This is a genomic window from Amycolatopsis sp. NPDC043889 (assembly GCF_056435645.1).
Genome location: NZ_JBWKEC010000032.1, coordinates 39,483 through 56,212, shown reverse-complemented (window position 1 = coordinate 56,212; position 16,730 = coordinate 39,483). Strand labels below are relative to the sequence as shown.

The window sequence follows — 16,730 nt, the reverse complement described above, 5'->3', positions numbered from 1 at the left end:
TGGTGGGTCGGGTTGGTCGTGAGTGGCGTTTCGGGTTCTAACCCGAAACGCCACTCACGACCCCCTCGTGAAATCGCCCATCCAGGCATCAATCAGACATTGGGTCAGCGAAAGTGTCGGCTCCTGTCGGCCAGGGCAGCCGAGCGCGTAACCTGCGGCAATCCTCCCGCTTACGATCAAGACCCCCATCCAAGATCAACTTGAGCTACGTGGCATTGGGTTGGAACCGTCCCTATCACTCACGACCGCGGTTCGGGAAAGGAAGGCCATCCGTGCGGCTTGTCCAGGATTTCGATGGTCGCCTGATCGACCAGGAAATACTGGCCGCCGTCCTCGCGCGGATTCGTGTAGGCGGCGGTCGCGACCAGACGGCCGAAGTCGGCCATCACCGCGATGGGATAGCCACCGTCGAAGACTTCGCCGTGCGCGGCCGTCGCGACGGTCCCGGTCTCGTACCAGGTGACGAAATACTGCGCCGGGCCGGTTTCGAAGACGCGCAGTGTCGCCTCCTTCTGCCGGACACCGGCGAAATCACCGGAAACGCCGGTCCAGATCATCGTCGTCCGGTCCGCGTAGTGCTGCTCCAGCACGTTCCCGGAGCCGTAGTGGAAGTTCGCGCGGAGCCCGACGAGGTCGGTGGTGAGCGGATGGGTCCCGGTCACGGGGAAGAAGCGGACGTCGAGTTGCACGGGCTGAAACCTCCGGATCGCTGGTATCCGCAGGTTTAGCAGCCCGAAGCAGCTCGATCGTTGTCCGGCGAAGCGATCCTGTTGTCGGTGAACGCGAGGATCAGTCGAACATGCCGGGCTGGTAGTCGCCCGCAGGCGTCCGGGCGATGACGTTGAGCCGGTTGTACGCGTTGATCGTGGCGACCAGCGCGATCAGGGCACCGATCTGCTCGTCGTCGTAATGCTTGCGCACCTGCGCCCAGGTCTCGTCGCTGACACCGTGGTGCGCGTCGGCGATGCGGGTGCCCTCCTCGGTGAGCGCCAAGGCCGCCCGCTCCGCCTCGGTGAAGACGTTCGCTTCCCGCCAGGCTGCGACCAGGTTGAGCCGCACCGAGGTCTCGCCGGCGTGCGCGGCGTCCTTGCTGTGCATGTCGGTGCAGAAGCCGCAGCCGTTGATCTGGCTGGCGCGCAGCTTCACCAGTTCCTGGGTCGCGTGCGGCAGCGAGGATTCCTCGATCGGACGGTTCGCGGCGCCGAGACGCTTGACGTACTTGAGGATGACTTCGTTCTCGAACAGGTTGACGCGCGGTTCCATGATCTTTCCTCTCCGTCGGTTCCTGCACACATGACGAGCGGGCCGGAGAGGTTGTGACAGCCTTCGGCGTGACGCCGGTCACGCGGGATTCGCCGCCCGGCGATGGGGTACCCGCCGGGCATGGGCAACCGTCTGGCCAGCGCCGTCTCGCTGTTCACCGCGGTCGGGACCGGGCTCTGCTTGATCGTGGGGCTGATCGCCCTGATCCGGCATTGGTCGCCGGGATATCCGGCGATCTGGTGCGCCGCGCTGGCCGTGGCCGTCGGCTTCAATCTGTGGGCGGCGAAGGGGAGTGAAGGAGATCGGCGAGGATCTCGGCGCCGTCGACGACGCGCGGGCCTGGCCGGTTGAAGTAGGCCGGTCCGTCCAAGATGTGCACGGCCGGGATGTCGTCCCAGCCCGGCAAACCGGTCAGCAGCGGTAATTCCGCCTCGGTCCGCTCCGGCGGGAAGCCGCAGGGCATGAGCAGCAGCACGTCGGGTCGCGCCTCGGCGACAGCGTCCCAGGTGATGGGGCGAGTGTGTTCGCCCGCGGCGGCGAGCAGAGGGACGCCACCGGCGGCCTCGATCTGCTCCGGGACCCAGTGCCCGGCCGGCCAGAGCGGGTCGAGCCATTCGATGGCCGCCACCTTCGGCCGCGGTCGTCCCGCGACGCGGCCCCGGACGGCCTCCCAGCGTTCCCGGAGAAGACGAGCCTCGGAAGCCGCACGTTCGGGAACACCCAGTACCTCACCGAGCGTGGCCAAACAGCTGAAGACGCCGTCGAGCGTTCGCGGTTCGAGGCTGACCACCCGCGTGTCGCCGTCCAGCGTGCGCACGGTCTCCGAGACCTGCCGGTAGGAGACCGCGCAGACGTCGCAGAGGTCCTGTGTGAGCACGACGTCGGGTTCGGCCTCCGCGAGCAGCGCGGCGTCGAGGGAGTACAGGGCCGAACCGCGATGCTCGCCGCCGACGGCCGCCGAAATCTCCCGGCTCGACAGCACGTCGTGGTCGATCGTGCTGCTCGTGACCACCGGGACGTCGTCCAGCGCGCCGGGTGGCCAGTCGCATTCGTGGGTCCGGCCGGCCAGAGACGGCAGGAGCCCGAGGGTCGCGATGAAGTCGGTCGCGGCGGGGAGCAGCGAGACGATCCGCATCCGCCCACGGTAGGCGACCCGTCCATCCTGCACATCCGCGCGGGGCAAATGCGTGAAAGTGCGCTAACAGAGCATTGACGTTGCACAAAACTGCACCTAACGTGACAGGTATTGCGCACAACTGGCACGGATGGGGAGTTCATGAGCGGGACCTTCATGGCGGCGGAGATCGCGAGCCAGCCTGGCTGCTGGCGGGAAGCGGCGGCGCTGGCCTCGGCGAACAGTGACCTGCTGCCGCCGCCGGGCGCGCGGGTCGCGATCGTCGGCTGCGGCACGTCGTGGTTCATCGGCCAGGCGTACGCCGTCCTCCGGGAGTCCGCCGGGCACGGCGAGACCGACGCCTTCGCCGCGTCCGAGTTCCCGTCCGTCCGGACTTACGACCACGTCGTGGCGCTGACCAGGTCGGGTACGACGACCGAGGTCCACGCCTTGCTGGCGAAGCTCCGGGGCAAGACGCCGACCATCGCGATCACCGGCGTGCCGCGCGAGATCGAGACCGCCGCGGACACGATCGTCGACCTCTCCGTGGTGGACGAGCGCTCGGTCGTGCAGACCCGGTTCGCCACGACGGCGCTGGCGATGCTGCGCGCCCATCTCGGCGAGGACCTGACCGTGGTCGCCGACCAGGCCGAACGCGTACTCGCCGAACCGCTGCCCGACGAACTCGTCGCCGCGGAGCAGTTCAGCTTCCTCGGCACCGGCTGGTCCGTGGGCATCGCGAACGAGGCCGCGCTCAAGTTCCGCGAGGCCTGCCTGCTGTGGACCGAGTCGTACCCGGCCTGGGACTACCGGCACGGGCCGATCAGCATCAGCGAACCCGGCCGGGTGACCTGGATGTTCGGGCAGGCGCCGGAAGGGCTGGCCGACGACGTCGCCCGCGCGGGCGGCCTGTTCGTCGAGAGCGGCCTGGACCCGCTGGCGGATCTGGTCCGCGCGCAGCGTGTCGCCGGGGCAATCGCCGCCCGCAAGGGACTCGACCCGGACAACCCCCGCAGCCTCACCCGTTCCGTCGTCCTGACCTGAAAGCCCGTTGGCGGAGCTGTGAGGTATTCGGAAAAGTGACCGGACGCGTGAACTCGCCCCGGCCGAAGGCCCCGCTATCGCGGTCGCGGGTTCACCGACAGACAATGAGGTCGCCGTGATCGTCACCGTCACGCCGAACACCGCGCTGGACGTCACGTACACAGTGGACGGTCTGCGGCCCGGTGACGTGCACCGGGTGCGGGAAGTGCGACACCGGGCGGGTGGCAAGGGCGTCAACGTCGCCCGCGTGCTGCACACGCTCGGTGCCGACGTCCGCGCGATCTTCACGGCCGGTGGCTCGACGGGAGCCGCCGTCGTGGGTGATCTCGCGGCGGCGGGCATCGCGGCGGGCGTCGTTCCGATCGGCGGCGAAACCCGGCGCACCACCACGGTTCTCGCGGGCGACGGATCGGTCACGCTGCTCAACGAGCCAGGGCCACGGCTCACCGGGGACGAATGGCAAGCGCTTGCGGCGGCCGTCCGGGCTCGGAAGCCGGACGTGCTCGTCTGCTCGGGCAGCCTGCCGCCGGGAGCCGGGGGATACGCCGGGCTCTTCGGTGACGCACCGTCCATCTTGGACACTTCCGGCGATGCGCTGCTCGCCGGACTGGCCGGGAAGCCGACCGTGGTCAAACCGAACACGGACGAGCTGCGCGAGGTCACCGGCCTGCGTGACCCGGTGGCCGCCGCGGCCGAACTCCGCAAGGCGGGGGCGGGCGCCGTCGTCGTCTCGCTGGGGCCCGAGGGACTGCTGGCGGTGACCGGATCCGGCACCTGGCACGCGGCGCCGTCCACTGTGCTCCGCGGCAACACCACCGGCGCGGGTGACGCCGTCGTCGCGGCACTGGCGCTGGGGCTCAGCCGCGTCGAACCGTGGCCGGACATCCTGCGCCGTGCCGTCGCGTTGTCCGGGGCGGCCGTGCTCGGCCCGCTCGCCGGCGACGTCGACCTGGCGCACTACCAAGCCGAACAGGGGCTGGTCGCCGTGCGCGCCCGCCCGGACTAGGAGAACTGCCATGCCTCTGGTGGGAACCGGGGAAATCGTCGGAGCCGCCGCGGCGGCCAGGCGCGGCTGCGGCGCGTTCAACGCGATCCAGCTCGAACACCTCACCGCCATCGTCGACGGCGCGGCCGCGGCGGAAGCGCCGGTGATCGTGCAGCTGAGCCAGAACGCCGTGAAGTACCACGGCTCGCTGGCGCCGGTCGGCGCGGCGGCGCTGGCCGTGGCCAGGAGTGCGGACACGCCGGTCGCGGTGCATCTCGACCACGCCGAATCGGCCGACCTCGTCCGCGAGGCGGTCGCGCTCGGCTTCGGCTCCGTCATGTTCGACGCGTCCAAACTGGATTACACCGACAACGTGTGCGCCACGCGGGAAGTCGCCGCGTACTGCCACGACCACGGCGTGTGGGTGGAGGCCGAACTCGGGGAGGTCGGGGGCAAGGACGGCGTCCACGCACCCGGCGCGCGCACGGATCCGGACGAGGCGGCGGAGTTCGTCGCGTCCACCGGGGTCGACGCGCTCGCGGTGGCGGTGGGCAGTTCGCACGCCATGCTCACCCGTGACGCCGCATTGGACTTCGAGCTGATCGCAAGGCTGCGGGAGCGGGTGCCGGTACCGCTGGTACTGCATGGTTCGTCCGGCGTGCCCGACGACGGGCTGGCCGAAGCCGTGCGAGCGGGGATGACGAAAATCAATATCGCCACCCAGCTCAACAAGGTGTTCACCGCGGCCGCGGCGGAGGATTGGCGTGCGCATCCGGAGCGCGTCGACCCCCGGAAATACCTCGGTGCCGGGCGCGCCGCGGTCGCCGTCGAGGTGCGGCGACTGCTGGGAGTGCTCAAGCTTGATCAGGTTGAACCGGTCAAGGTGACGATTGAGCAGACTTTGCGCGATTGACTGTTGACATGTGCGCGAAACCTCACAAAACTGCGCAACAACAAGCAGAACTTGTGTGATCTTCGATCCAGGTGGTGGCGGATGCGGGTAGGCAGGCTCACGGCATTGACGGCAGGGGCGGCGCTCCTGCTCGCGGGATGCGGCGGCGGGGACGTGGCCGGTGGCACCGGCGAGAACGCGCTCCCGGGCGTCGACCAGTTCCTCAACGCGCCCTGTCCGGAGGCGGGGGTGAAACCCGTGACGGACAAGGAGTTCACGTACTGGTCGATGTGGACGGCCGACGAGCCGCAGGGCAAGGTCCTCCAGAAGGCCTTCAAATGCTTCCAGGAGAAGACCGGCGTCAAGGTCGACGTGCAGTGGCTGGGCCGCAAGGCCTACACCCAGAACCTGGTGCCCGCGCTGAACACCGACGCGGTACCGGACCTGTTCGACCAGGACGTCAGCAAGGTCGGCGCGGCGGTGATGACGCCGGGCGGCACGCAGAGCGTCGACGACGTGTTCGCGATGAAGGTCGGCGAGGGCGACAAGACCGTCAAGGACGTACTTTCGCCAAGCTCGTACGACTTCCCGCAGAACAAGGACCGCGAGGGCCACAACTTCATGGTCCCGTACACGATCCAGTCGAGCGCGTGGTGGTTCAACAAGGACACCGCCGGCGACATCCAGCAGCCGAAGACGATGGACGAGCTGATCGGCCTGTTCGACAAGGCCAAGGCCGACGGCAAGGCCGCCATCAGCCTCGACGGCGACATCCCGTTCTACAACATGTACTTCTACACCCAGCTCGCCGAGCGGTACGTCGGCGCGGGCGGGCTCTACAAGGCCGCCACCGACAAGACCGGCCAGGCGTGGAAGACCGAGCCCGGTTTCCTCAAGGCGGCCACCGAAACCGCGAAGCTGCCCAAGTACTTCATCGACGGCTGGGACGCGGCGAAGTTCCCGCAGGTGCAGCAGCGCTGGGCCGACGGCGATTCCCGGTTCCTCTACGTCGGCAGCTGGGCGCCGAGCGAGACCCGTGAATACCTGGACAAGCAGGGAGCCGGGACGAAGATCAACTACGGCTCCTTCCAGTTCCCGATGCCCGAAGGCGCCACGCACGACACCGTCGAGCAGATGTCGATCGGCTTCTCGGTGACCAAGAAGGCCAAGCACGCCGAGGCGGCCAAGGCGTTCATCGCCTACTTCCTCAACAAGGACCTGCTCGCCGGCATCCCGATCGTGGCCGACAACCTCGTGCCGCGCGCCGACCTCGCCGTGCCGGACGACCTCAAGCAGGTCAAGGCCGCGCTGGACGACCCGAAGAAGGAGCACGTCCTGCAGTACGACGGGATCGACGGCATCGCCGGCGGCAAATGGCAGACCGACGTCTTCGACCCCGCCGACATCGCGCTGCTGAAGGGCCAGATCACCCCGCAGCAGTTCGTGGACCAGCTCGCCACCAAGGGCGCCGAATTCTGGAAGAACCAGGGCTGATGGCGACAGTCACGACTCCGGCGACACCGCCGGCGCGGGCCGTGAAGGCCGGGGCGCACCTGAGTCGCAAGAAACGGCTGTTCTGGCCGTTCGCCGCGCCGGCGCTGGTGTTGTACCTGGCCTTCCTGGTCCTGCCGACGATCGCGACCGTCGTGCTGAGCTTCACCAGCTGGGCCGGCGCGGGGGACACGCCGGAACCCAACGGCGTCACCAACTACACGCAGATGTGGGCGAGCGACTCGTTCCAGTACGCCTTCCGCAACACGCTGATCTACGTGTTCCTCGGCGGGATCGGCACGTTCGCGCTGGCGTTCCTGTTCACCATGGTGTTGCGGGACATGAAGGGCGGCAAGATCGTCCGCGCGATCCTGTTCTTCCCGAACATCGTGGCGCCGGTCGCGCTCGGCATGTTCCTCGGCTTCGTCTTCAAGTACCAGCCGGGGAAGCAGGGCCTGGCGAACTACGTGCTGGAAAGCCTCGGCGCGGACGCGGCGAAGTTCCTCGCACCGTCCAATGTGACCGGTGTGGTGACGGCTTCGCTGATCTGGGCCAGCTCGGGTTTCTACATCACCATCCTGATGGCCGCGGTCGACCGCATCCCGCCGTATCTCTACGAGGACGCAGAGCTGGGCGGCGCTTCGCCGTGGCAGAAGTTCAAGAACATCACGCTGCCGATGACCTGGGACGTCGTCGGTGTCGCCGGGGTGCTGTGGACGATCAACGCGCTCAAGATCTTCGAGCTGGTGTTCGTACTCGCCGGTCCGGGCACCTACGCCCCGCCCAACGAGGCGTGGACGCTGGGGATCTACGTGTTCGACCGGACCTTCGGCTCGAACGGCACACCGGACTTCGGTGCCGCGTGTGCCTGCGCGGTGGCGATGATCGCACTGGTGTCCGTGCTCGTCGTCCTGCTCCGCCGGTTGATGCGCCGTGACGCGATCCAGTTCTGAGGGAGATCACATGTCCGTCACCGACGTCGAGGCGCCTGCGCGCCCGTCGCCGAAACCGGTGCGCAAGCCGCCACGCAAACCGCGTCCGGCGCCCGGCTCCAAGCGGTTCAGCCCGTTGCGGGTACTGGGTTCCACGATCGTGTGGCTGTTCACCGCGGGCAACATCCTGGTGCTGTACTGGCTGCTCACGGCGTCGTTCAAGACACCGGTGGAGATCTTCACCAAGCCGTTCGCCCTGCCGTACCAGTGGTTCCATGTCGGCAAGCCGTTCCGGAACTTCATCTACGCCTGGAACAACGCCGGCTTCGGGCAAGCCGTGCTGACCACCGTGCTCCTGGTCGGGCTGGCGACGGTCGTGACCGTCGCCGTCTCGGCGCCCTGCGCGTACGCCCTGACCAGGCTCGGTGTCCGCGGTGCCGGCCCGATGACGAATGTCGTCGCGATCGGGATGGGCGTGCCGTTCCAGACGGTCATCATCCCGCTGTTCGTGGTGCTCAGCAAAGTGCACCTGGACAACGAGTACGGCCTGTTCGTGCTGTACGTGGCGCTGTCGATCCCGTTCACGGTGTTCCTCATGACGGGGTTCTTCCGGTCGCTGCCGGACGAGCTGGAGGAGGCGGCCGCGCTCGACGGTGCGTCGCCGACGCGCACGTTCTTCTCGGTCATGCTGCCGCTGACCCGCGGCGGCATGATCACCGCGCTGACGCTGAACGCCATCGGCCTGTGGAACGAGACGCTGCTGGCGATCGTGTTCCTCAAGGACCAGGCGCACTTCACGCTCTCCCGCGCGCTCTTCACCTTCTACGGGGCCGCGAGCTACCAGTCGGAGTACGGCGGCCTGATCGCCGGGGTGGCGATCGTCGTGCTCCCGATGCTCGTGCTCTACCTCGTGCTCGCCCGCCGGATCATCACCGGCCTGACCCTCGGCGCCGGAAAGTAGGACCTGATGGCCACCGTGACCTTCTCCGACACCACCCGGTTCTACGCCGGAGTCGAACGCCCCGCGGTCGACGGACTCGACCTCGAGGTCGCCGACGGCGAGTTCCTGGTGCTGGTCGGCCCGTCCGGCTGCGGGAAGTCGACCACCTTGCGGATGCTCGCCGGGCTGGAGGGCGTCGACGACGGCTCCATTCACATCGGCGACCGCGACGTCACCGAACTGCCGCCGAAGGACCGGGACATCGCGATGGTGTTCCAGAACTACGCGCTCTACCCGCATATGACGGTGGGGGAGAACATCGGCTTCCATTTGAAGCTGGCGAAGATGGCCAAGGCCGAACGCGAACGCAAGGTACGCGAGGCCGCGGCCGTGCTCGACCTGACCGATTACCTGGACCGCAAACCCGCGAAGCTGTCCGGCGGGCAGCGGCAGCGCGTCGCGATGGGCCGGGCGATCGTGCGCGAGCCCAGTGTGTTCTTGATGGACGAGCCACTGTCCAATCTGGACGCCAAGCTCCGGGTGCAGACCCGGACCCAGATCGCCTCCCTGCAGCGGCGGCTGGGCATCACGACGCTGTACGTCACGCACGACCAGGTCGAGGCGATGACCATGGGGGATCGGGTCGCCGTGCTGAAGGACGGGATCCTGCAGCAGTGCGACACCCCCGTCGGGCTGTTCGCCAAGCCGGTCAACGTGTTCGTCGCCGGGTTCATCGGCTCGCCCGCGATGAACCTGCTGGAGACCACTGTGGACAGCGACGGCGCCGTCGCCGGGGGTACGCGGCTGCCGCTGACCCCGGCCCAGCGTTCGGCGCTGACCGGCCCCGGCATCGTCGCCGGTGTCCGGCCCGAGGGCTGGACGATCGGGGACGGCGGTTTCGAGGCCGTCGTCGAGGTCGTCGAGGAACTGGGCAGCGACCAGTACCTGTACTGCCGGGACGGCGACCGCGTGCTGACAGTCCGCACGCCGGGCATGGCCCCTTGGCAGCGCGGCGAACCGATCTTCCTGACGCCGCAACCGGGCGCGGTGCACCTGTTCGACGCCGCCACCGGCGATCGGCTCCCGGACGCATGACCCGCCTGTACCGCACCGGGCTGGTGCTCCCGGCCGCCGAGCTGGGGCCGGAGAACCCGTTGCCGCCGCTCCGGAAGCCCGAAGCGGTGGCGAAGGTGTCCAATGTGGATGAGCTGCCGCCGGATCTGGCGGAGAACATCGGCTACGGCCGCCTGGACACGCCGTTGCCGTGCCTGCTGCAGGACGCCTACACCCGCGAGCGCACGGAACGCGAGCTCCCGGCGTTGGTGCTGGAGAACGACAAGCTGCGCGCCACGGTGCTGCCTTCGTTGGGCGGGCGGCTGTACTCGCTGGTCCACAAGCCGTCCGGCCGCGAACTGCTCTACCGCAATCCGGTGTTCCAGCCCGCGAACCTCGCTTTACGGGACGCGTGGTTCGCGGGTGGTGTCGAGTGGAACCTCGGGAGCACCGGGCATACGACGCTGACCTGCGAACCGATGTTCGCCGCGGAGATCGAGGGCCCGGACGGCACGCCGGTGCTGCGGCTGTGGGAGTGGGAACGCACCCGCGACCTGCCGTACCAGATCGACTTCTGGCTGCCCGACGGCTCGGATCACCTGCTCGTGGCCGTGCGGGTGCGGAACCCGCATCCCTACGACGTCCCGGTGTACTGGTGGTCGAACATCGCGGTGCCACAGAACGAAGGCACCCGAGTGCTGGCGCCCGCGACCCAGGCTTGGCACTACGGCTATTCGGGGCGGCTCGACCTGGTCGACGTGCCCGGCGAGCTCACGTATCCGGCTCGTGCCGAGGCCGCGGCGGACTACTTCTTCGAGGTGGCCGGAAGGCCGTGGGTCGCTGCTGTCGAGGCTGACGGTACGGGGCTGGCGCAGTCGTCCACTGGTCGGTTGCGCGGTCGAAAGCTGTTCCTGTGGGGCGAGTCCACCGGTGGACGCCGCTGGCAGGAGTGGCTGGCTCCCGGCGCCGGCGGCTACCTGGAGATCCAGGCCGGGCTGGCTCGCACCCAGTTGGAGCACTTGCGCTTGCCGCCGGGGGAGAGCTGGGACTGGCTGGAGGCTTACGGTCCGGTCGCCGCGGATCCGGCCGCGGTGCAAGGGGAAGACTGGGCGACGGCGCGCGAGGCTGTGGCCGCCGGTCTGCCGTCGGCGGAAGCCCTGGACGAGTACCACGGCGACTGGCGGAAGATCGCCGACGTCACCCCGGAATCCTTCCTGGCCACCGGTTCCGGCTGGGGCGCGCTGGAGAACCGGCGCGCGCCGATGTGCCTGCCCGGCACGCCGTTCCCGGACGAGTCGCTCGGGCCGGAGCAGGAGCCGTGGCTCGCGTTGCTCGACGGGACGCCGCCGGACGGTGATCCGCTCGCGGTGCCGCCGCCGACGCTGGTGAACCGGTACTGGGCGGATCTCATGGAGTACGCGCCGAAGAACTGGCTGACCTGGTACCACCGCGGTGTCGCGCACTGGGCGGCCGGACGGCATTCGGACGCGGTCGGCGCCTGGCGCGAGTCCGTCTCGGCGGCCGAGAACCCTTGGGCGCTGCGGAATCTCGCGGTCGTCACGGCCGGGCACGAAGCCGCCTGGCTGTACCGGCGCGCGGTCGCCCTCGCGCCGTCACTGCGTCCTCTGGTCGTCGAGGCCATCGCGGCGCAACTCGCCGCGGGGCTCCCGGACGAAGCGGGCGAGCTGCTGGACGGGCTGCCCGTGGAGGGGCGGATCGCCCTGCTGACCGCCCGTACCCGGCTCGCCCTCGGCGACGTCGCCGGCGCCAAGGCCGTGTACGACACTGGTTTCGAGGTCGCGAACATCAGGGAAGGGGAAACGTCCTTGTCCGACACCTGGGCAGCGGTTTCCGAGGAACCGCTGCCGGAAGAGCACGACTTCCGGATGAAGTGACCGGCCGGGCCGCTCGACCGGTATGCCGCTCGCGGCGGACAACCGCGATGCAGCATACTGCTCGAAACAGTGGCCAACAGCGCAACGTCATGCGCGATAGGCCGCAGCGAGCTAGGAGTGGCGCCGATGGCCCGGCACGAACGGCTGAGCACCCTGCTGGACCTGCTGGGGCAGCGGGAAAAGATCGACGTCGAGGACGTGGCCGAGGAGCTGAACGTCTCCGCGGCCACGATCCGGCGCGACCTCGATCACCTGGCGGAGCAGCAGTTGCTCACCCGCACCCGAGGTGGTGCGGTGGCCAACGATCTCGCCTACGACCTGCCGCTGCGGTACAAGACCGCGCGGCACGTGCCCGAGAAGCAGCGGATCAGCGTCGCCGCGGCGGCGCTCGTCGCGCAGGGCATGGTGGTCGGCCTCAACGGCGGAACGACGACGGCCGGCGTCGCGCGGTCGCTGGCCACGCGGTCCGATCTGGCCGGTCTCCGTGATTCGCCCGGGCTGACGGTGGTCACCAACGCACTGAACATCGCGCACGAACTCGCGGTCCGGCCGCATGTGAAGATCGTGGTCACCGGCGGGGTCGCGCGTCCGCAATCGTTCGAGCTCAGTGGTCCGCTGGCGACTCGCGTGCTCAGCGAACTCACGATCGACCTGCTGTTCCTCGGCGTCGACGCGTTCGATGCCGACGCCGGCGCCTTCGCGCATCACGAGGGCGAGGCGAGTATCAACCGGCTGATGGTCGAGCGGGCCGAACGTGTCGTCGCGGTCGCCGACGGATCGAAGCTGGGCCGCCGCGCGTTCGCGCGGATCTGCGCGACTCCCCAGGTGCACGCGCTGGTGACCGACTCCAACGCCGATCCGAAGGTGCTGCGGGCGTTCGAGGCCGCCGGCGTCGAGGTCCAAGCCGTCTGACCAAAGTCCGTGAAGGCCCCCTTCCCTACCTTGAGGGTAGGGAAGGGGGCCTTCACGTCTTTTGCGCACTCCTTGTGACATAAGGATCTTTGGCGACCCGACGAAAGTCGGCAGCACCGCTTCGGCGGATGACTTTGCGCGAACCGTGCGCTATACAGAGACCATCTTGCGTATTCATGCGCGAAAGGTGTCTCGAATGAGCAGAGTTGCGCAATCCCTGAGTTGTTTGGCCGCAGTGGCCTTACTCGGGCTTTCCCCGGTCGCCGCGCACGCCGATCCGGCCGCGGCGGCATCCGGCAAGCTGGGCGATCTGACCGGGATCTCCGGCGACGGCGCCACGGTCACCCTGAATTCGGGAAGCGCCGCGGTGCGCGTCAGCTTCCCGGCCGAAGGCGCCGTCCGGGTCTGGCTGGCGCCGGACGGCACGTTCACCGATCCGGCCGGGAGCAAGATCGTGCTGCCGCGCACGGGTGACCCGGTCACGCCGAAGAGGACCGACAAGGGGGACTACTGGGCGGTTTCCACGGCCAAGGCCACGCTGCGGGCGTACAAGCACCCGTTGCGGCTCGCGTTGTACGACGGCGCGGACCGCAAGCGGCTTTGGGAGGAGTCGGCACCGCTGTCCTGGACCGGCAAACAGACCACGCAGACCCTGGCGCGAACCGCGACCGAGCAGTTCGTCGGCGGCGGCGAGCAGAACGGCCGCTTCAGCCACCGCGACCAGACGATCCGGATCTTCGCCGACTACAACTGGAACGACGGCGGGGCCCCGAATTCGCAGCCGTTCTACGCCTCCACGGCGGGATACGGCGTGCTGCGCAACACCTTCGCGCAAGGCACCTACGCCTTCACCGAGCCGGTGCGCACCACGCACGACGAGCGCCGCTTCGACGCGACGTACGTCGTCGGCGACGGGCTCAAGGACGTCATCTCCGGCTACACCGATCTGGTCGGGAAGCCTTTCCTGCCACCGCTCTACGGTCTCGAACACGGTGACGCCGACTGCTACCTGCACAACGCCAATCGCGGTGAGCGGCACACCCTGGACGCGGTGAAGGTCGCGGAGGGGTACGCCGAGCACGGGATGCCGAACGGCTGGATGCTGGTCAACGACGGCTACGGCTGCGGATACGAAAACCTCCAGCAGACCGGCGAAGGCCTCCGCAAGAACAACATGCAACTCGGGCTGTGGACCGAGGACGGCGTGCCGAATCAGGTCGAGGAGGTCAAGGCCGGGGTCCGGGTCCGCAAACTGGACGTCGCGTGGGTCGGCCCGGGATACCAGTTCGCGCTGGACGCGTGCGACACCGCGCACAAGGGCATCGAGGACAACAGCGACGCGCGCGGTTTCGTCTGGACACCGGTCAGCTGGGCGGGCGCCCAGCGCTGCGGCGTGCTGTGGAGCGGCGACCAGGCCGGTTCCTACGACTACATCAAGTGGCAGATCCCGACTTACGCCGGCGCCACGACATCGGGGATCGCGTACAACACCGGCGACATCGACGGCATCTTCGGCGGCAGCCCGCAGACCTACGTCCGCGACCTGCAGTGGAAGGCGTTCCTGCCGGTCTCGATGACGATGGACGGCTGGGCCGCGTCGGACAAGCAGCCGTGGCGCTACGGCGAGCCGTACACCTCGATCAACCGCAAGTACCTGCTGCTCAAGGAGCGGCTGCTGCCCTACACCTACAGCCATTCGGTGGAGGCGCACAAGACCGGCGTCGGCCAGGTCCGCCCGCTGGCGCTCGAGTACCCGGACGACCCGAACGTCTGGGGCGACAAGGCGAAGTACGAGTTCCTGTCCGGCAAGGATTTCCTGGTCGCGCCGGTGTACGAGAACTCGACCGTGCGCAACGGCATCTACCTGCCGAAGGGCACCTGGGTCGACTACTGGAGCGGCAAGACCTACACCGGTCCGACCACTGTGGACGGTTACGACGCGCCGCTCGACACGCTGCCGCTGTTCGTCCGCGCCGGGGCCGTGGTGCCGATGTGGGCCGAGGGCACGAAGTCGTGGCAGACCAGGGACAAGGGCGTGCTCGACCTCGACGTCTACCCGCAGGGCAAGGGTTCGTTCACGCTCACCGAGGACGACGGCGTGACCAGGGCGTACAAGAACGGCGACCAGGCGAAGCAGACGTTCACCGTCGACGCGCCGACGTCCGGCCTGGGCACGGTCACGGTCGGGATCGGCGCCAGTTCCGGTTCCTACGCCGGGAAGCCCGCGTCGCGGAACTACCAGCTGACAGTCCACACGGGAAGCAGGCCCGCGACGGTTCTGGCCGGGACCTCGATCCTGCGGCAGTACGGCAGCAGGGCCGAACTGGACGCGGCGGCGTCGGGCTGGTGGTTCGACCCGGCCGCCGGCGGGGTCGTGCGGGTCAAGACCGGCAAGATCGGCGCCGGTGACCGCCAGGACGTCCGCCTGTTCGGCACGAGCGCGGTCGGTGGGATCTTCCCGGAGGATCGCAATGGCTCGGTCACCCTGTCCGTCCCGGCGGTCGCCGGTCCTGGGCAGACCGCGACCGGCACGTTGAGCTTCACCAACGGCACTCCGCTGCCGGTCCGGAACGTCAAGTTCTCCTTGCCCGCCAACGGCTTCCGCGCCGAGGTGCCTGCCGGGCCGCGACTGGTGATGCCCGGCGAGACCGTACGGGTGCCGGTGAAGGTGACGCCGGACGCGGGGATCAAACCGGACGACTACCAGCTCACCGCGTCGGCGTCGTACCAGGCGCGGCTCGGGGAGAACCGGGTCACCGACTCGGTGACGGTCACCGTCCCGCACGCTTCGCTGGCCGCGGCCTACGGCAACGTCGGCGTTACCGACGCGGCCCACGTCGCGGTGGGGGACATCGACGGCGGCGGCAGCAGTTTCCGGGCGGAAGGCCTCGCCGAAGCCGGTCTCAAGTCCGGCGCGGGCTTCTCCGCGCTCGGTGCTCAGCTGACCTGGCCGCAAACCGGTACCGGGCAGAAGGACAACGTCCTCGCGTCCGGACAGACCATCGCGGTGCGCGGTACCGGGGCGAAGCTCGTGCTGGCCGGAACCGGTACTGGCACGGCGAAGGGCACCGTTGTCGTCCGCTACGCCGATGGCAGCACGAGCCAGGCCGAACTCGGCTTCCCCAACTGGTGTTGCGCGGATCCCGCCCAGTACGGCGCGACCACGGTGGCGTCCGTGATGGGCAAGAACACCCGTACGGGGGCGGCGTATCCGACCACGCCGTACCGGGTGTTCGCGAACTCGATCCCGTTGACCGCGGGAAAGGAGGTCGTCGCGGTGACGCTTCCGTCGAACAGCGCGATGCACGTCTTCGCCGCGGGCATCGGCTGAGTTCTCGTGAGTGGTAAGGACGGTTAGAGCCAACGGTGTCTTGCGTACCTACCGGAGGTGGCTGCCGGTCGGTCGCGGGTCCGTGAAGGCCTCCTTCCCTACGCTCAAGGTAGGGAAGGAGGCCTTCACGGACACCAGAACGCCGGCAACGGCACGTTAAGGCTGGTCCAGGTCCCCTCGTGAGTGGTAAGGACGGTTAGAACCGTCCTTACCACTCACGAGTCAGGCCGCGACGGGGGTCCACAGCGCGTCGATGGCGCGCTCGGCCTCGGCCTGGCTGGCTTCGGCCAGCGGGATGAGGTCCGCCATCGCCGGGTTGGTCTTCGCCAGGGTCAGCTCGGCGGTGACGAACCGCGGTTCGAGGCCGGTCAGCGAGACGCCGTGCGGGATCCACGACTGGGCGTGGTCCCAGCCTTCGCGCGGGGTGCCTTCGCCGTAACCGCCACCGCGTGAGACCACGACGATGAAGTCGCGGTCGCCGAGCAGGCCTTCCCTGGTCTCGGCGTCGAGCGTCAGCCCGGGCACGATCAGGTGGTCGACCCAGGCCTTGACCGTGCTCGGCGGGCCGAAGTTGTACAGCGGCAGGCCCAGCAGGATCGTGTCGGCCGCCTTGACCTCGTCGACCAGTTCCGTGATGAGCCGCCAGGCCGCGGCCTGTTCCGGGGTGTGCTGCTCCGGCGGAGTCGTCCTGGCCACATTGCTCACCGCGTCGAAATGCGGCAGCGGGTCGGCACCCAGGTCGCGGTAGGTGACGGTGCCCTCCGGATGCGCGGCGCGCCAGGCGGCGGACGCCCGCGCGGTGAGGCGGCGGCTGGTCGAGTGCTCGCCCGTGATGCTCGAGTCGATGTGCAGCAGGTTCGTCATGCCTACTATCTTGC

At 68.7% G+C, this 16,730-nt stretch carries 14 protein-coding genes; 10 read left to right on the top strand and 4 right to left on the bottom strand.

The annotated features are described in order from the left end of the window. Positions 1 to 239: 239 nt before the first annotated feature. From AC0685_RS36185 to AC0685_RS36175, 3 genes are all read right to left on the bottom strand, one after another. Positions 240 to 689: a MoaF C-terminal domain-containing protein gene (locus AC0685_RS36185; RefSeq protein WP_478229587.1), complete on the bottom strand. Its 450-nt coding sequence runs from the start codon at positions 687 to 689 to the stop codon at positions 240 to 242. Between the two features lie 100 nt (positions 690 to 789). Beyond that, positions 790 to 1,263 carry a carboxymuconolactone decarboxylase family protein gene (locus tag AC0685_RS36180; RefSeq protein ID WP_340688253.1) on the bottom strand — a complete coding sequence of 158 codons (474 nt, stop codon included), beginning with the start codon at positions 1,261 to 1,263 and terminating at the stop codon, positions 790 to 792. Between the two features lie 268 nt (positions 1,264 to 1,531). After that, a complete protein-coding gene (locus AC0685_RS36175; RefSeq protein WP_478229586.1) occupies positions 1,532 to 2,398 on the bottom strand; it encodes a cobalamin-binding protein in 867 nt (288 codons plus the stop codon). 141 nt (positions 2,399 to 2,539) lie between these two features. On the opposite strand from AC0685_RS36175, the gene AC0685_RS36170 reads away from it, so the two are divergent. From AC0685_RS36170 to AC0685_RS36125, 10 genes are all read left to right on the top strand, one after another. Next, positions 2,540 to 3,421, top strand: a complete 882-nt coding sequence (locus AC0685_RS36170; protein ID WP_478229585.1) for an SIS domain-containing protein — start codon at positions 2,540 to 2,542, stop codon at positions 3,419 to 3,421. Between the two features lie 115 nt (positions 3,422 to 3,536). Then, a complete protein-coding gene (locus AC0685_RS36165; protein WP_478229584.1) occupies positions 3,537 to 4,427 on the top strand; it encodes a 1-phosphofructokinase family hexose kinase in 891 nt (296 codons plus the stop codon). Between the two features lie 10 nt (positions 4,428 to 4,437). After that, the gene (locus tag AC0685_RS36160; protein WP_478229583.1) at positions 4,438 to 5,319 is read left to right on the top strand and encodes a class II fructose-bisphosphate aldolase; all 882 of its coding nucleotides are present in this window, start codon (positions 4,438 to 4,440) and stop codon (positions 5,317 to 5,319) included. A gap of 81 nt (positions 5,320 to 5,400) precedes the next feature. After that, positions 5,401 to 6,792 (top strand): ABC transporter substrate-binding protein, encoded by a 1,392-nt coding sequence (locus AC0685_RS36155; protein ID WP_478229582.1) that lies wholly within the window; start codon positions 5,401 to 5,403, stop codon positions 6,790 to 6,792. Further along, positions 6,792 to 7,742 (top strand): carbohydrate ABC transporter permease, encoded by a 951-nt coding sequence (locus AC0685_RS36150; protein ID WP_478229581.1) that lies wholly within the window; start codon positions 6,792 to 6,794, stop codon positions 7,740 to 7,742. Before AC0685_RS36155 ends, AC0685_RS36150 begins: the two co-directional genes overlap by 1 nt. Before the next feature lie 10 nt (positions 7,743 to 7,752). Further along, positions 7,753 to 8,682: a carbohydrate ABC transporter permease gene (locus AC0685_RS36145; protein WP_125682212.1), complete on the top strand. Its 930-nt coding sequence runs from the start codon at positions 7,753 to 7,755 to the stop codon at positions 8,680 to 8,682. A gap of 6 nt (positions 8,683 to 8,688) precedes the next feature. Next, entirely contained in the window at positions 8,689 to 9,756 is a 1,068-nt protein-coding gene (locus tag AC0685_RS36140) for an ABC transporter ATP-binding protein (RefSeq protein WP_478229580.1), read from the top strand. Next, positions 9,753 to 11,609 carry a DUF5107 domain-containing protein gene (locus AC0685_RS36135; RefSeq protein ID WP_478229579.1) on the top strand — a complete coding sequence of 619 codons (1,857 nt, stop codon included), beginning with the start codon at positions 9,753 to 9,755 and terminating at the stop codon, positions 11,607 to 11,609. The genes AC0685_RS36140 and AC0685_RS36135 overlap by 4 nt, the downstream gene beginning before the upstream one ends. 126 nt (positions 11,610 to 11,735) lie before the next feature. Next, a complete protein-coding gene (locus AC0685_RS36130) occupies positions 11,736 to 12,521 on the top strand; it encodes a DeoR/GlpR family DNA-binding transcription regulator (RefSeq protein ID WP_034316006.1) in 786 nt (261 codons plus the stop codon). Between the two features lie 196 nt (positions 12,522 to 12,717). After that, entirely contained in the window at positions 12,718 to 15,852 is a 3,135-nt protein-coding gene (locus tag AC0685_RS36125; protein WP_478229578.1) for a TIM-barrel domain-containing protein, read from the top strand. A 222-nt stretch (positions 15,853 to 16,074) separates the two neighbouring features. Here AC0685_RS36125 and AC0685_RS36120 read toward each other — a convergent pair whose 3' ends face one another. Further along, entirely contained in the window at positions 16,075 to 16,716 is a 642-nt protein-coding gene (locus AC0685_RS36120; RefSeq protein ID WP_478229577.1) for an FMN-dependent NADH-azoreductase, read from the bottom strand. Positions 16,717 to 16,730: the final 14 nt, after the last annotated feature.

Bases quoted from the DNA above. Each gene is read 5' to 3' on its own strand.
- AC0685_RS36180 (WP_340688253.1), bottom strand. From the start codon at position 1,263: ATGGAACCGCGCGTCAACCTGTTCGAGAACGAAGTCATCCTCAAGTAC.
- AC0685_RS36175 (WP_478229586.1), bottom strand. From the start codon at position 2,398: ATGCGGATCGTCTCGCTGCTCCCCGCCGCGACCGACTTCATCGCGACC.
- AC0685_RS36170 (WP_478229585.1), top strand. From the start codon at position 2,540: ATGAGCGGGACCTTCATGGCGGCGGAGATCGCGAGCCAGCCTGGCTGC.
- AC0685_RS36160 (WP_478229583.1), top strand. From the start codon at position 4,438: ATGCCTCTGGTGGGAACCGGGGAAATCGTCGGAGCCGCCGCGGCGGCC.
- AC0685_RS36155 (WP_478229582.1), top strand. From the start codon at position 5,401: ATGCGGGTAGGCAGGCTCACGGCATTGACGGCAGGGGCGGCGCTCCTG.
- AC0685_RS36150 (WP_478229581.1), top strand. From the start codon at position 6,792: ATGGCGACAGTCACGACTCCGGCGACACCGCCGGCGCGGGCCGTGAAG.
- AC0685_RS36145 (WP_125682212.1), top strand. From the start codon at position 7,753: ATGTCCGTCACCGACGTCGAGGCGCCTGCGCGCCCGTCGCCGAAACCG.
- AC0685_RS36140 (WP_478229580.1), top strand. From the start codon at position 8,689: ATGGCCACCGTGACCTTCTCCGACACCACCCGGTTCTACGCCGGAGTC.
- AC0685_RS36135 (WP_478229579.1), top strand. From the start codon at position 9,753: ATGACCCGCCTGTACCGCACCGGGCTGGTGCTCCCGGCCGCCGAGCTG.
- AC0685_RS36130 (WP_034316006.1), top strand. From the start codon at position 11,736: ATGGCCCGGCACGAACGGCTGAGCACCCTGCTGGACCTGCTGGGGCAG.
- AC0685_RS36125 (WP_478229578.1), top strand. From the start codon at position 12,718: ATGAGCAGAGTTGCGCAATCCCTGAGTTGTTTGGCCGCAGTGGCCTTA.
- AC0685_RS36120 (WP_478229577.1), bottom strand. From the start codon at position 16,716: ATGACGAACCTGCTGCACATCGACTCGAGCATCACGGGCGAGCACTCG.